This window comes from Spirochaeta thermophila DSM 6192, assembly GCF_000147075.1.
In the GTDB taxonomy this organism is placed as follows: domain Bacteria; phylum Spirochaetota; class Spirochaetia; order Winmispirales; family Winmispiraceae; genus Winmispira; species Winmispira thermophila_A.
Genome location: NC_014484.1, coordinates 1,857,259 through 1,870,214, shown reverse-complemented (window position 1 = coordinate 1,870,214; position 12,956 = coordinate 1,857,259). Strand labels below are relative to the sequence as shown.

Below are 12,956 nucleotides of genomic sequence, written 5' to 3'. Positions count from 1 at the left end.
TTTATTTCCGTGGATTTTACAATTAGAATATACACCATGAGATGCTATGCCTGCGGGGCGCCCATCGAGGTGGAGAAGGTGTACCGTTCCACGCTCTGCCCCTCCTGTGGCAAGGAGGCACGGGTCTGCCTCAACTGCAGATTCTACGATCCCAACGCCCACTGGGAGTGCAGGGAGACCATCCCCGAACGGGTCGCCGAGAAGGACAGGGCCAATTTCTGCGACTACTTCACACCGACGGAAGAGGACCATGCAGGAGACAGGAACGCGGAGGAACGAAGAAGAGCTCGCAAAGCGCTTGAAGACCTCTTTGGATGACTCGTGCCGGCCGGTGCTCTTTCTGGATTCTGGGATAGGCGGTATCCCCTACCTCCTGTGGGCCCTCGAGCACATCGAGGGCGAGGAGTTCGTCTATGTCGCCGACAGGGCCCACTTCCCCTACGGTCCCAGATCCCACGAAGAGCTCGAGGCCATCCTGGTGGACCTGGTGGCCGATCTGCTTCGCCGGTTCAGGCCGAAGCTCGTGGTGCTCGCCTGCAACACCGCCTCGGTGGTGGGGCTGCCCGCCCTGCGTGCCCGGTACGAGATCCCCTTCGTGGGCGTGGTGCCCGCCATCAAGCCCGCCGCCTCCCTCACCCGTACGGGCGTCGTAGGCCTTCTTGCCACCGAGCGGACCCTGAGGGATTTCTACACCGACGAGCTCATCGCCGCCTATGCGAACGGCGCGCGGGTGGTGAAGGTCCCTTCCCCGCACATCGTGGAGTTCGTGGAACACCGCTTCATCGATGCCGCAGAGGAGGAACGCCGCACCGCAGTCCGGGAGGCGGTGGAGCGCTGTGTGGCCCAGGGCGCCGACACCATCGTGCTCGGCTGCACCCACTTCGTGTTCCTCGAGGCCCAGATCCGCTCCCTCGCAGGGGAGCACGTGCAGGTGATAGACTCCCGGGAAGGAGTGGGCCGCAGGCTCGTCCACCTCCTCTCGTACCTCCCCTGTGGGAGGAGGGGCCCCTCTACAGCCTCGTTCTACCTCACCGGGCGGACCCCTCCCGAGGGTCGGTATGTCAGGTTCACCCGGCACTACGGAGTCTCCTTTGGAGGTGTGCTCGAATGAGAAGAGGCCTGGTGCTCATGGGCATCAACAACATCTTCACCGTAGAGGAGGAAGGCACGGGCGCCCTCTACGAGTGCCGTATAAAAGGAAAAGTCCTCGAGGATGCCGTAGGAGACTACAACCCCCTCGCTCCCGGCGACCGGGTGGAGTTCGAGGAAAACCCCATCGAGGAGCACAAGGGCTCCATCGAGCGCAGGCTCGAACGGAAGAACGCCTTTCTCCGCTACAACCTCAAGCGAAAGGCCCCCCAGACCCTCGCGGCCAACCTCGATTTCCTCGTCTGCCTTATGAGCCCCGACCAGCCGCCCTTCAGGCCGCGCTTCATCGACCGGGTCCTCGTGGCGGCCGAGCTCACCGAAGGGTGCGAGGCCCTCGTGCTCCTCAACAAGAAGGACCTGGGCGTCCCCCCACACGTGGAACGCCGTCTCTCCCTCTACACCGAGATCGGCTACCACGTGCGCATGATCTCGGTGAAGACCGGCGAGGGGATCCCCGCCCTGGTGGAGTTCTTTCAGGGGAAGACCGTGGTGCTCGTGGGGCAATCGGGGGTGGGCAAGTCGTCGCTCCTCAACACCCTCGTGCCCGGCGCAGGCCAGCGTGTGGGGGAGATCTCGCGCAAGTACAACCGTGGCTCCCACGTCACCAACTACTCACGCCTCTTCCATGCCCGGGGCTTCGAGGTGATCGATACCCCCGGGGTGCGGGAGTTCGTGCCCTACGGGACCTCCTCCCGTGATGTGGGGTGGTGCTTCCGCGAGTTCGAGCCCTATGCCAAGGAGTGCGCCTATCCCTCGTGCCAGCACATGGACGAGCCCGACTGCGCGGTGAAAGAGGCGGTGATGAAAGGCCGCATCGACCCCGAGCGCTACGAGAGCTACCTCAGGCTGCGGGAGGAGCTCGAGCTCCTCGAGCAGGAGGAGTACGGGTGAGAGGCAGGATTCCGGCCGCGCCCTCCCATGAGAGAGCGCGCTACGGACTGCCGTCGGATACTTCGTCGAGGAGAGGCCCGCGATGCTCGCATGGCACACATGGAGACCTGTGGATGAGATCCCGTCCCACCGGCTTCCCGACACCCCTTCGGTCTACTGTCTCCGTCTGGTGGATGGGGCCGGACGGCCTGTCCCCATTCCCCGCTTCCTCGCCACCGACGAGGAGGGGATCCTCCACATAGGGAGGGCGAGGAGCATCCGGCGTCGGCTCCTCAGGTTTCACGAGGCCATGCGCCGAAGGAGGGCGCGACACGCCGAGGGAAAGCTCGCCTTCTTCCTTATGAGGAACGTGGAGGCCTTTGCCCGCCGCATCGAGGAGGGTGAGTGGGCGCTCCAGTACTCGTATGCGGGCCTCTCCACTCCCTCCGAGGCCAAGCGCGAGGAGGAGCGCCTCCTCAAGTGCTACTTCAGGCGCTTCGGCGAGGTCCCGCCGCTCAACCGGGAGCTTCCCCACGGCATGGTGAGATGGCAGGACCTTTCCTGCGAAGGTGAGTGAGGGGGCCTTCCTCTTCCCTTGAGGGATTCGACCGCATGGAGGAACAGGTGCCGGCGATGTGGCCGTGGGGGCTGGAGCTGGGCATCTTCGTCCCCCTCACGCACAATCTTCTCTTCCGCTTCTCAGCCGACACGTATAACGTCGAGTACTTCGAGTCGTGGGGGATCAAGCTCTCCACCGGTGTGTCGCTGTAAGGCACCGGGAGGGCGTCCTCCCGGTGTGTTTGTGCGGGGGTGGGTGTTGCGGAAGGGGGCGTGTTGCCGTACCATGGGGGCATGGATGCGCGGTCGGTTGAGCGGCTTGAGTTTCCTCTCATCCTGGAAGAGGTCGCTTCGTATGCCTTGAGTGAGGAGGGGCGGCGAAGACTCGGGGAGCAGGGGTTTTTCACCGATCCCCGTCTTATCGAGGAGGAGCTTGCGCGGGTGGGGGCGTGGCGCACCCTCATCGCCCGGGGCGTGGAGCTTCCTCCCTCGTTTCCCGATATCGGGGCACTGCAGGGTCTGCTCAAGACCGAGGGAGCACGGCTTTCCCTGGAAGATCTGTGTGCCTACATGTTGTGGTTCGAGGCGCTCATGCGTCTGCGCGCCTCGCTCGTGGAGGCCGACCTTCCCCCGCTCAGCGGTCCTGCGGCCGCGTTGCCCGATTTCTCGGCCGAGTACGAGCTCCTCTCGCGCTACATTGCCTTTCCGCCCGAGATCAGGGAGGAGCAGGTGCCCGAGCTCAGGCAGATTCGGCAGCGGATCCGCGCGATTCAAGAGGAGATCGAGCGCATCGCCTACCGTTACCTGCACGATCCGGCCTTTGAGGGAGTCTTCAGGGCCGCGGTTCCCACCCAGCGCGAGGGGCGCACGGTGCTGCCCGTGAATATCAATTTCAGAGGCAGGGTGCGGGGTATTGTGCATGAGGTGTCGTCCAGCGGGGCTACGGCCTATATCGAGCCGTTCGAGATTGTGGAGCAGAACAACCTGCTCGTCCAGGAGCAGAACCGCTACCAGGAGGTGGTGGACCGGCTGTTGGGGCAGCTTTCTCAGCGGGTACGGGCCAGGTGGGCCGAGGTGGAGTACGCCCGGGGGGTGCTGGGGGTGCTCGATGCGGCGTACGCCAAGGCGCGCTACGGTGCGGTGCATCGGTGTGTGGCTCCTGCGCGGGGGGATCGGCCGGTGGGGAGGAAGCTGCGGCATCCGCTCCTGGGGGAGAAGGCGGTGCCGGTGGACTTTGCCTATGAGGAGGGGGTGAGGGTGTGCGTGCTCTCGGGGGCGAATGCGGGGGGAAAGACGGTCTTCCTCAAGACGTTGGGGCTCGCGGTGCTCATGCACCAGTTCGGTATGGAGGTGCCGGCCGAGGAGGGGACGGTGCTTCCCGTGTACGAGCGGGTGCTGGTGGTGCTGGGCGACGAGCAGTCGCTCCAGAGCGAGCTGTCCACGTTCTCGGCCTACATGAAGCGAGTGGCGGAGGTGCTGGATCAGGCGGATGCGCGTTCGCTCGTGCTCCTCGATGAGCTGGGTTCTGGGACGGATCCGGAGGAGGGGGGTGCGCTCTCCGTGGCGGTGCTGGAGGAGCTGCGGCAGCGGGGGGCGTGGGTGCTGGTGACGACGCATCAGGCGGCGCTCAAGGCGTATGCGTACGCCACGCCGGGGGTGATGAACGCGAGTGTGAACTTCGACGAGGAGAGTCTCAGGCCCCTCTACACGATCACGCCGGGGGTGCCGGGGGCGAGCTATGCCCTGGCGATCGCGCGGCGGATGGGGGTGCCGGAGGGGGTGTGCAGGCGGGCGGAGGAGTACCTTTCGGGGCGCGGGCAGGAGGTGTCGGTGCTCATCCGCAACCTGCTCACCCGGGAGCAGGAGCTTGCGTGGCGGGAGGAGGAGTGTGCGCGGCGTGAGAGGGAGGTGGAGGCTCGTGAGCGGGCACTGAGGGAGCGGGAGGAGGCGTGTGAGCGGTGGGAGGCGGAGTTGAGGCGTGAAGGGGTGAGGGATCTGCGGGAGTTTCTCAGGGAGGCGCGGAGGCGGGTGGAGGAGGCGGTGCGGGAGGTGCGGGAGGGGAGGCGCGAGGCGGAGCGGCGGGCGAGGGAGGTGGTGGCGCGGGTGGAGGAGCGGGTGGGGCGTGAGGAGGCGGAGGTGGAGCGGGTGAAGGGCCGCAGGGGGCGGAGGGTGCGGATCGAGCCGGGGATGCGGGTGCGGCACGTGAGGACGCGTGCGGAGGGGGTGGTGGTGGAGGAGAAGCGGGGTAAGTGGGTGGTGCAGTTTCCCACCATGCGGGTGGTGGTGGATGGTGAGGAGCTCGTGCCGGTGGACGAGGGGCGGGGGGCGAGGGGGCCGGAGGTGGTGGTGGAGCGGGAGACGGTGGGCGGGGTGCCGGTGGTGCTGGATGTGCGGGGGATACGGCTGGAGGAGGCGCGGCGGGTGGTGGAGGAGTGGCTCGACCGGGCGGTGCTGGCGGGGATGCGGGAGGTGAGTGTGGTGCACGGCACGGGGACGGGGGTGCTCCAGAAGGGGGTGCAGGACCTCCTGCGGGCGCACCCTCATGTGGAGCGGTTCCAGTTCGCCCCGCCCGAACAGGGCGGATTCGGGCGGACGCTCGTGTGGCTGAAGCAGGGGGAGGGGGGTTGAGCGGGGGAGGTGGGTGGGGGTAGTATCGGGGTATGGTGCGGGAGTTCCTCCTCTACCTGCGTGTCTTCACGCGCTGGGAAGTACTCCTCATGACCGCGGTCTTCTTCGTGGGGTTCCTCATCATCCTCTACCTGGCCGCGGTGAACCGACATTCCAAGGTGATACGGGGAAAGCTCCCGGAGTTCGAGGAAAAGCCCGCCCCCACGCCGGGCAAGGTGACACCCGATCAGGAGGACATCACGCAGAATGCGCCGGAATAGCCGGAATACATGGAAAGGAGATGCCATGGGATCTCGAGGCAAGAGGCTCTTACCCCTTCTCACCCTGGGACTTCTTCTCTTCACCTCATGCATATCCGAGGAGGTGAACCTCTCGCTCGATCGGGACGGGAGCGGCGTGTGTGGCATCACCTACACCATACCGAGGGCCCTCATCGAGACCGAGACCATGGAGGAGCCTCCGGACTTCGAGCATCCCGATCCTCTCCTCCCGGTTCCCCTCTCCCGGGAGGCCATCGAGCAGGACCTCGAAGAGCATCCCGGCCTCACGTTGCGCTCGTACAACGCGGAGGAGACCGACGAACACATCATCGTCAGGATGGAACTCGGCTTCTCTTCGGTGGAGGCCCTCGATGCATGGCTCGCACGCGGCGGTCAGGGGGTACGCCGCGAGGGGAACAGCCTCATCATCACCCTCTACACCCCTGAGGAGGCGGAGTTCGACGAGGATACCCGCGCCTTTATCGAGGCCTTTTTCGGGGAGTACACGGTCTCGTGGCAGGTGAGGGTCCCTGCGCGCCTCTCCTCGTGGGAGCCGGGCGAGCAGGTGGATGCCCGTACCGCCCGCCTCGTGCTCACCGTCTCCGATATCGTCCAGAACAAGGCCCCCACTACATGGAAGGTGAGCTGGTAACCGGGAGGGTGAGGTGGAACATCCCTACCTGGTGGCATTCGAGAGGAAGCTCAAGGAGCTCTTCGACAGGGTAGACGACTACCTCGAGGAGCGGTATGAGGGCCTGTATCCCCTGCACCCGGTGCGGCCGCCACGCGGTGCCACCTCGAGCAAGGATCAGGACGGCCTCTTCTCCATAGGGGCGAGCTTCTCACCCGGATTTGGGACCCGGTACGGCAAGGGATACGTAGTCGACCTGCGGATCGCCACCCTCTCCCACGTGGACCCCGCCTTGCGCGAGCAGATCCTCCGGGATGCCCTCTCCCATCTCCAGCGGCTTCTCGACGAGGCCTTCCCGGATCGTCACTTCAAAGTGGTGAAAGACGGGGAGGTCTACAAGATCGTAGGGGATCTCTCCTTGAGGAGAGAGACCTGAGCATGCCGGGCCCTCAGCCTGGCAGGAGATTCCAGTTCTTCGACCGTTTTTCGTATCATAATAATCCCGAGAAATCGGGAGCGTTTTCCATCTCCTCGAGTTCCTCCTGACTGGCGCGCTGTGCAGTCACGGTCTGCCGTTCTTGAACTTCGCCTTGCTCGTCGTAGACGGTAACCTCTACCGTTGCCTCATCGCCTTCAACAGTGTACCCCATTTCTAACCATCCGCCTTCGAAACTCACCCGCATACTGTCTTCCGCGATTTCGTCGACCTCTCCGCTCTCTGCAAGAGAGCGGTACATACCGAAGCCGCTTACTCCGATGTCTTTCCAGGGAGTCGAATCGAACATGGAGGCACCAGGGTCGTCCCCGCTGAACTCGTAGTACAGGTCCATACTGGTCTCGCTGATGCGTACGTACATATAGGCCCAGCACTCTTCTTCCTCACCGTCGCTATCTATATCCACATCGATCCAGCCGTCCCCGTCAGCATCGTCATTCCCTAGGTCCGCAAACACATCAATCGGGAGCACGATTGTTTCCTGGGATGGGTAGGTTTTTTCTACGCTGATAATCTTCCAGCCGCCGAGCAAAGGTATCTCTCCTGCTGCACCAGTGTCAGCTGCACCAGTGTCACATCCGGTGAAGAACACAGAGAGAAGCAAAGACGCCGCAACGAGTACTCCTGCAACCTCTCTTGCTTTCATGGTGATCCCTCCCGTCCGGAAGATGATATGGAGACACGCTCTCCTCTATACTTCAATATAGCGCACAGTGGGTAGGAATTCAAGGGTGATTCGACCTCCTCACATCGAGAGTTCTGTGCTCATGTGTGAAGCACCCCTGCCACCTCCATATGCGGGGTCTGGGGATAGAAGTCGAAGAAGGCGAGGCGTGCGAGTCGGTACCCGGCCCGCATAAGATGCGCCACGTCTCGGGCGAAGGTGGCAGCATTGCACGAGATGTAGACCAACAGCGGGACCCTCTGCGCCTCGAAGAAGCCCCGCACCGTGCGCGAGAACCCGCTCCTCGGCGGATCGGCCACCACCACTCCCGGCACCCCCCCGCGATACCCCCTCAGGAACCGCTCCGCCGACACCCCCACGTACGCCGCCCCTCCCCCCAGCCCCCGCTCCGCATACCCCAGCGCCGCCACCGCGCTCTCCACCAGCCGCGGCCGCCACCCCCTCCGCGCCAGCACCTGCGAGAACACCCCGACCCCCGCGTACAGGTCCCACGCCTCCCCCCCGTCCCCTGCCGACACCACCCCCTCCACCCACTCGAGCAGCCTCTCCAGCACGAACAGATTGCTCTGGAAGAACAGGTCCGTCCTTCCGAAGAACACATATCCCCCCACCTCCACCCTGAACTCCTCCGGCTCCTCCCCGCCCCACAGCCGCCCCTCCCACCCCAGGAACCCCAGCTTCCGCGCCCTGCCGTTGTACCGCCGCGTGAAGATCGGCGCGCACGCCGGGTGGGCTACCTCGCACCCCTCCACCGCCAGGTGCGTCAGATCCCGCCTCAGGAACCCCGCCCTGCCCCCCTCTATGTGGACCTGGAACCTGCTGCGGTACCCATACGCCGGCCCTTCGTACACCTCGCACCCCGGCACCTCCCTCACCCCCTCACGTCGCAGGTGCTCCTCCAGCCATCCCCGCTTTACCGCCACCTGGTGCTCGTACGCCACGTGCTGGAGCACGCACCCCCCGCACACCCCGTAGTACCCGCACCTCGGAGCCACCCGCGCCGCCGCCCCCTCCCTCACCCCCACCAGCACCCCCTCGTCGTAGTCGCTGTGCCGCGCGACCACCTCCACCTCCACCACCTCCCCATCCACCACATCCGGCACCATCACCACCCGCCCCTCATGCCGACACAACCCCATCCCACCGGGAATGAGCTTCTCTACCTTGAGGACATAGCGCTCCATACCGGGCCCCATCCTACCCCACCAGGCCCCTCCTCATCCACCCCACCCCGCCGCCTAGTGCCCTAACCCCTTCCCCTGTGAGAAAAACCGACCTGTCAGAAGGGACTGGGGGAGGGGGGTTTGGGGTCATCTGCCGGATGGGGTAGGACGTGCATTCGGGAAAAGATGATCCTCGCGCGTTCCGACGCGCTGTTCCTCCTTAGACAGTGCCTGCGTGAAAAAGCTCTTGCCAAAGAGGATGGTTTTCGCTATTATAGATTCCACACAGGCGAGCGTCGTATAATGGCTATTACCCCAGCTTCCCAAGCTGGTGATGGGGGTTCGATTCCCCTCGCTCGCTCGAAGCACACACCCCTCGGGACCGAGGGGTGTGTTTTTTTAAGGAGCATGGTGTTTCCCTTCGAAGGTGCGTGCTACGAGAGCTTCCTCATCACAAACGCCCGGGTGTATTCAGCCATTGTGAGTGCCTCTGCAGTCTCTTCAGGCGAGGGGATGTAGAAGTCATCGGGATAGCGGACCTGTACCGCGTAGATGGTGAGCTCGTAGATACGGCGCTTTTTTAATTCTTCAAAGTCTCTATCCCTCTCGATACAGAGAGTGAGAAGTTCTGCAATGTTATGGGTTCTGCGCATATCGACCTGATGGTGGGTGAGAAATGCTTTGAGATACTTTTCCACTGCCTGTTGACAGTGAAAGCATATTACATCGGTAGGAGCCCCCTCTATCTTAGTCTCGTTTCTCGCCACGATGAGGTCGTGCTCTGCTTTGAGAAGCCATTTCTCCACCTGCTCGTTCATATCCTGATCCCTTCGGTGCGGGCTAGGTAAGAAACGGTGTTCTTTGAACGGCTGAGGTGAGCAAACGCCTCCCGGCTCTGGATGATGATATCACAGAAGATGTGCTGCTCTGCGAGTCTCATTTGTATGCTGCCGGCTACACGCCGTTTCGTGGGAAAATCGATCGGTGTATCGACCACCACGTAGAAATCCCAGTCGCTGTGTGCAGTGCTATCTCCTCGGGCCCGTGAGCCAAAAAGAAGAATACGTGCCACATGAAAGCCCGCCTTTTCAACTTCTTCTTCGATCACGGCCTTCGCGGTACGTATGGTTTCTTTGGCAACTTGTTCTCCCATATCCTTGCCTCGATGAGTAATACTCATATATGTATCCTATCAGGAGTATGAGGATGCTGCAATGAGAGATCCGTGCGGCAAAAACGTACACCCCTCCCTGCGGAGGGGTGTGGCTTTTTCTCTCGTACCTCCTTGGTGAGGGCGAATGCCCTTCCTCCTTTTAGGGGGGATATATCGTAAGCAGGAAGAACGTGATGTCGTCTTCCTGCGGGTGGCTGTCCCTGAAGGCGAGGTGTTCGTGGAGGATGAGGTCCTTGAGGGTGCGAATGTCGTTCCCGTCCCACGCATCCACGGCACGCGTGATGCGGTCGTAGGAAAAGGTGGCCCCCTCGGGGTTGTGCTGCTCGGTCGCGCATGAGGATGCGGGTGTCGGCAACGGGTGAGAGGGAGGGGCCTCTCCGGGCGGTGGACTCCTGTGCCTGCGCGCCGGTGTGCATCGTTCACCTCCTCTGCGGCTCGTCCCGAGGATGAGATGCGGCGGTTAGGGGTGTATGAGGAGGGGGTGAAATTTCGGTAAGGAGTCACTCGTTCGGGATCCACCTGCCGTCGAGGGCGAGCTGGTGGGGTCTGAAGCGTGCCTTGTAGTTCATCTTGCGGCTCTCTGCGACATAGAAGCCGAGGTAGAGCCAGCGTTTATCCAGGAGTCGGGCGTACTCGATCTCTTTCATGATGGAGAAGGTGCCGAGGGAGCGGGCGCGTTCGTCCGGGTGGAAGGCGAAGTACACGCTGCTTATCCCGTGGGGAAGGATGTCGACCCACCCCGCCCCCACGAGCCGGTCCTCCACGTAGTAGCGCATGAGGTGGGTCTCCACCGGGCTTATGCAGAGGAAGTGGCGGAACTCCTCCTCGTCGGGGGCAGGGCGCTTGTGCCACCGGGAGACGTACGTGCGGTAGAGGAGGTAGACCTCGGGGTCGAAGTTGGGGGTGCCTACGATGATGCGTACGTCACGGTTCTTCTTGAGGACGCGGCGCTGCGATTTGGAGGGACGGAAGCGGGTGGCATCCACCCGGAGGGGGATGCAGGCCGTGCAGCCCGGACACACGTTGCGGTAGAAGTACGATCCGCTCCGGCGGAGGCCGTAGGGGAGGAGGGCTTCGTAGAGGGAGCCGTCCATGACCGAGGCGACGAGGCCCTCGGTGGCCCAGGTGCGGCCCTCCAGGTAGGGGCAGGGCTCGGCCCCGCCGGGGAGGAGGAGGTCCCGCCTCCTGAGGAGTTCGAGCGGGTTCTCGAACCTGTGGTGCCGCCTGTCGGCCATGGCTACCGACGCTTCAGGCGCGGGAGCTTGAGGGTGAGGACGCGGTCGGTGTGGAAGATCCGCAGGGTGAGGAGGAAGATGAGCACGAAGGTGAGGGTCTGGTAGCCGAGGCCCAGGCCCACTGCGAGGTAGTCGTCGGCGAGGAGGAGCGAGGTGGAGATGAAGGCGTGTGTGAAGGGGAAGAGGTAGAGGGCAAGGCGGGCGAGGAGGGGGAGCGAGAGCACGTCGAGGAAGAGGGTGAGGAGGTAGAGGGCGAGGAGCACGAGCATGATGGGGGTGACGACCACCTGGACGCCGCGGATGTCCTCGGCGAAGAGTCCCAGGATGAGGGCAATGCCGAGCACGTTGAGGAGCGAGAGGAGGTAGCTCAGGCCCCTGAGCAGCTCGTCCCAGGGGGGAAGGACCAGCCCAAGGTGCTGGAGGGCGAGGGTCACGGAGAGGGCGTCCGGAGAGCCCTGGGCCGCGGAGGCGCTGGTCTGGAGTCCCTGGAAGGAGTCGAGGTAGTAGGTGAATCCCGCGAGGTAGATGACCACCATGAGGAGGGCCATGATTCCTGCAGCGGCCATCTTGCTGATGGCGATGTAGCTCCGGGGTACGGGGAGGGAGAGGAGGGTCTCGAGGGTCTTGCTCTCCTTCTCGGTCGCGATGGAGGTGGCCACGAACTGGGCGCCGAAGAGGCTCACCATGAAGAGGAGGAGCACGAGGATGGTGTTCTGGTTGATGAGGTAGCCTATGAGGACGTCGGGCGAGACCGCGGCGATTCTCCCGTTATAGACGACCTTCTCACGGAGGCGTGCCGGTTCCAGGTACCGTTCGAGGAGGGGGGACTGCTCACCCCCGCCGCCGGTGAGGATGACGCTCCGGAGGGCTTCCATGAGGAATGTCCGGAACGATTCCGGCGGGACGAGTCGGGTGATCTGGAGGATGCCCGCGGTGTTGCGAAGGGAGAGGTAGAGGGTGATCTCAGGTGACTCCCCTTCCGGGGAGAGGAGGTGTTCCACGAAATCCGAGGGGAAGACGAGGACACGGGGAGGTGCCTCCGGGTTTTCGAAGATCCTGGGGCTGAAGTCGTCTTCCTCAAAGGCAGGGATGCCCTGCTCGTTGAGGTAGGCGATGAGCCCTCCGGTGGTGGTGATGGGGCGGGAGGGGAGTTGTGCGAGCCTGAGGTCGTGTGCCTCTTCGCTCATCTTTGCGAACTGGTCCTTGAGGATACCACCGAGCATGACGAACACTATGACCATGATCACTACGGAGAGTATCACCTGCGGGGTGATGAGGCCCTGGATCTCTTTCTTGAGGAGAATCGCAAACTTTCTCATCGGGTCACCTCCATGAAGACCTGTTCCAGGTTCTCTGCGCCTGACCGTGCTTTCAGTTCCTGCGGTGTACCCTCTGCGAGGAGTCGTCCCCCATGGATGATCCCCACCCGTCGGGCGAGGAACTCCACCTCAAGCATGTTGTGGGATGAGAGGAGCACGGTGATACCCTCTTCGGTGAGCGATCGGATGAGGGTGCGCACCTGGACGGCGTTCTCCACGTCGAGGCCTGAGGTGGGCTCGTCGAGGATGGCGAGGAGGGGTTTCATCATCACCGCCCGGGCGATGAGGAGCTTGCGGGTCATGCCCTTGGAGTAGGTGGAGATCTTGTCCTTGAGTCGTTCACCCAGACCTGAGAGCTCGCACCCACGGGCGAAGAATTCCTCTTCCCGGGTGATGCTGTCGGCATAGAGGCCGGCCATGAATCGGAGGTAGGCCTCGCCCGTCATGTGTTTGTAGGCGAGGGACTCCTCGGCGAGGTAGCTGATCCGTGAGCGTACCTCGTCGGGGTGTGCGAGTCCGTCGATACCGTCGATGGTGAATCCTCCCTCGTCCGGGACGAGGAGGGTGGAGAGGATCCGCAGGGTGGTGGTCTTGCCTGCCCCGTTGGGGCCTATGAGGGCGTAGATCTCTCCCTTGTCGATCGAGAAGGAGAGGCCGTCGAGGGCCGTCACCCGCCCGAATCGTTTCTTCAGTCCGTCGACTGTGAGGAGTGCTGCCATGGGACCTCCTTTCCTCCCGCCAAGCCTAGCATCCTGCTCGCTCCGCGTCTAGCACGGTTTTCCTTGCAT

17 protein-coding genes and 1 tRNA gene are annotated in these 12,956 nt (G+C 63.4%); 10 read left to right on the top strand and 8 right to left on the bottom strand.

Annotated features, from left to right (window positions below; all coding sequences use genetic code 11):
* Positions 1 to 36 precede the first annotated feature (36 nt).
* From STHERM_RS08500 to STHERM_RS08460, 9 genes are all read left to right on the top strand, one after another.
* The gene (locus STHERM_RS08500; RefSeq protein WP_013314481.1) at positions 37 to 318 is read left to right on the top strand and encodes a hypothetical protein; all 282 of its coding nucleotides are present in this window, start codon (positions 37 to 39) and stop codon (positions 316 to 318) included.
* Positions 251 to 1,111, top strand: a complete 861-nt coding sequence (gene murI, locus STHERM_RS08495; protein ID WP_013314479.1) for a glutamate racemase — start codon at positions 251 to 253, stop codon at positions 1,109 to 1,111. The genes STHERM_RS08500 and murI overlap by 68 nt, the downstream gene beginning before the upstream one ends.
* Entirely contained in the window at positions 1,108 to 2,040 is a 933-nt protein-coding gene (rsgA, locus tag STHERM_RS08490; RefSeq protein WP_013314478.1) for a ribosome small subunit-dependent GTPase A, read from the top strand. The genes murI and rsgA overlap by 4 nt, the downstream gene beginning before the upstream one ends.
* Before the next feature lie 82 nt (positions 2,041 to 2,122).
* Positions 2,123 to 2,596, top strand: a complete 474-nt coding sequence (locus STHERM_RS08485) for a hypothetical protein (protein WP_013314477.1) — start codon at positions 2,123 to 2,125, stop codon at positions 2,594 to 2,596.
* Between the two features lie 35 nt (positions 2,597 to 2,631).
* A complete protein-coding gene (locus STHERM_RS11905) occupies positions 2,632 to 2,790 on the top strand; it encodes a hypothetical protein (RefSeq protein WP_013314476.1) in 159 nt (52 codons plus the stop codon).
* 81 nt (positions 2,791 to 2,871) lie between these two features.
* On the top strand, positions 2,872 to 5,205 hold the full coding sequence (locus STHERM_RS12680) for an endonuclease MutS2 (protein ID WP_148223900.1): 2,334 nt from the start codon (positions 2,872 to 2,874) through the stop codon (positions 5,203 to 5,205).
* Positions 5,206 to 5,237: 32 nt separating this feature from the next.
* On the top strand, positions 5,238 to 5,465 hold the full coding sequence (locus STHERM_RS08470; RefSeq protein ID WP_013314474.1) for a hypothetical protein: 228 nt from the start codon (positions 5,238 to 5,240) through the stop codon (positions 5,463 to 5,465).
* A 25-nt stretch (positions 5,466 to 5,490) separates the two neighbouring features.
* Positions 5,491 to 6,117 (top strand): hypothetical protein, encoded by a 627-nt coding sequence (locus tag STHERM_RS08465; RefSeq protein ID WP_013314473.1) that lies wholly within the window; start codon positions 5,491 to 5,493, stop codon positions 6,115 to 6,117.
* A 13-nt stretch (positions 6,118 to 6,130) separates the two neighbouring features.
* The gene (locus STHERM_RS08460; RefSeq protein ID WP_013314472.1) at positions 6,131 to 6,532 is read left to right on the top strand and encodes a hypothetical protein; all 402 of its coding nucleotides are present in this window, start codon (positions 6,131 to 6,133) and stop codon (positions 6,530 to 6,532) included.
* Positions 6,533 to 6,587: 55 nt separating this feature from the next.
* Here the strand turns inward: STHERM_RS08460 and STHERM_RS08455 are convergent, their stop codons facing one another.
* On the bottom strand, positions 6,588 to 7,238 hold the full coding sequence (locus STHERM_RS08455) for a hypothetical protein (protein WP_013314471.1): 651 nt from the start codon (positions 7,236 to 7,238) through the stop codon (positions 6,588 to 6,590).
* Between the two features lie 119 nt (positions 7,239 to 7,357).
* Positions 7,358 to 8,461 (bottom strand): class I SAM-dependent RNA methyltransferase, encoded by a 1,104-nt coding sequence (locus STHERM_RS12570; protein WP_148223899.1) that lies wholly within the window; start codon positions 8,459 to 8,461, stop codon positions 7,358 to 7,360.
* A gap of 268 nt (positions 8,462 to 8,729) precedes the next feature.
* Here STHERM_RS12570 and STHERM_RS08445 point away from each other — a divergent pair.
* Positions 8,730 to 8,801: transfer RNA gene (locus STHERM_RS08445), tRNA-Gly, on the top strand.
* A gap of 73 nt (positions 8,802 to 8,874) precedes the next feature.
* On the opposite strand, the gene STHERM_RS08440 is transcribed toward STHERM_RS08445, so the two are convergent.
* From STHERM_RS08440 to STHERM_RS08415, 6 genes are all read right to left on the bottom strand, one after another.
* Complete coding sequence (locus STHERM_RS08440) at positions 8,875 to 9,258, bottom strand: HEPN domain-containing protein (RefSeq protein ID WP_013314469.1); 384 nt, start codon at positions 9,256 to 9,258, stop codon at positions 8,875 to 8,877.
* Entirely contained in the window at positions 9,255 to 9,620 is a 366-nt protein-coding gene (locus STHERM_RS08435; RefSeq protein ID WP_013314468.1) for a nucleotidyltransferase family protein, read from the bottom strand. Before STHERM_RS08435 ends, STHERM_RS08440 begins: the two co-directional genes overlap by 4 nt.
* A 133-nt stretch (positions 9,621 to 9,753) precedes the next feature.
* Positions 9,754 to 9,969, bottom strand: coding sequence for a hypothetical protein (locus STHERM_RS08430; protein ID WP_013314467.1), 216 nt, complete (start codon positions 9,967 to 9,969; stop codon positions 9,754 to 9,756).
* Positions 9,970 to 10,114: 145 nt separating this feature from the next.
* Positions 10,115 to 10,849: an arginyltransferase gene (locus STHERM_RS08425; protein WP_013314466.1), complete on the bottom strand. Its 735-nt coding sequence runs from the start codon at positions 10,847 to 10,849 to the stop codon at positions 10,115 to 10,117.
* A gap of 2 nt (positions 10,850 to 10,851) precedes the next feature.
* Complete coding sequence (locus tag STHERM_RS08420) at positions 10,852 to 12,168, bottom strand: ABC transporter permease (RefSeq protein ID WP_013314465.1); 1,317 nt, start codon at positions 12,166 to 12,168, stop codon at positions 10,852 to 10,854.
* Positions 12,165 to 12,887 carry an ABC transporter ATP-binding protein gene (locus STHERM_RS08415; protein ID WP_013314464.1) on the bottom strand — a complete coding sequence of 241 codons (723 nt, stop codon included), beginning with the start codon at positions 12,885 to 12,887 and terminating at the stop codon, positions 12,165 to 12,167. Before STHERM_RS08415 ends, STHERM_RS08420 begins: the two co-directional genes overlap by 4 nt.
* Between the last annotated feature and the right edge of the window lie 69 nt (positions 12,888 to 12,956).

Coding starts and splice junctions, on each gene's coding strand:
- STHERM_RS08500 (WP_013314481.1), top strand. CDS start 37: ATGAGATGCTATGCCTGCGGGGCGCCCATCGAGGTGGAGAAGGTGTAC.
- murI (WP_013314479.1), top strand. CDS start 251: ATGCAGGAGACAGGAACGCGGAGGAACGAAGAAGAGCTCGCAAAGCGC.
- rsgA (WP_013314478.1), top strand. CDS start 1,108: ATGAGAAGAGGCCTGGTGCTCATGGGCATCAACAACATCTTCACCGTA.
- STHERM_RS08485 (WP_013314477.1), top strand. CDS start 2,123: ATGCTCGCATGGCACACATGGAGACCTGTGGATGAGATCCCGTCCCAC.
- STHERM_RS11905 (WP_013314476.1), top strand. CDS start 2,632: ATGGAGGAACAGGTGCCGGCGATGTGGCCGTGGGGGCTGGAGCTGGGC.
- STHERM_RS12680 (WP_148223900.1), top strand. CDS start 2,872: ATGGATGCGCGGTCGGTTGAGCGGCTTGAGTTTCCTCTCATCCTGGAA.
- STHERM_RS08470 (WP_013314474.1), top strand. CDS start 5,238: ATGGTGCGGGAGTTCCTCCTCTACCTGCGTGTCTTCACGCGCTGGGAA.
- STHERM_RS08465 (WP_013314473.1), top strand. CDS start 5,491: ATGGGATCTCGAGGCAAGAGGCTCTTACCCCTTCTCACCCTGGGACTT.
- STHERM_RS08455 (WP_013314471.1), bottom strand. CDS start 7,238: ATGAAAGCAAGAGAGGTTGCAGGAGTACTCGTTGCGGCGTCTTTGCTT.
- STHERM_RS12570 (WP_148223899.1), bottom strand. CDS start 8,461: ATGGAGCGCTATGTCCTCAAGGTAGAGAAGCTCATTCCCGGTGGGATG.
- STHERM_RS08440 (WP_013314469.1), bottom strand. CDS start 9,258: ATGAACGAGCAGGTGGAGAAATGGCTTCTCAAAGCAGAGCACGACCTC.
- STHERM_RS08435 (WP_013314468.1), bottom strand. CDS start 9,620: ATGAGTATTACTCATCGAGGCAAGGATATGGGAGAACAAGTTGCCAAA.
- STHERM_RS08425 (WP_013314466.1), bottom strand. CDS start 10,849: ATGGCCGACAGGCGGCACCACAGGTTCGAGAACCCGCTCGAACTCCTC.
- STHERM_RS08420 (WP_013314465.1), bottom strand. CDS start 12,168: ATGAGAAAGTTTGCGATTCTCCTCAAGAAAGAGATCCAGGGCCTCATC.
- STHERM_RS08415 (WP_013314464.1), bottom strand. CDS start 12,887: ATGGCAGCACTCCTCACAGTCGACGGACTGAAGAAACGATTCGGGCGG.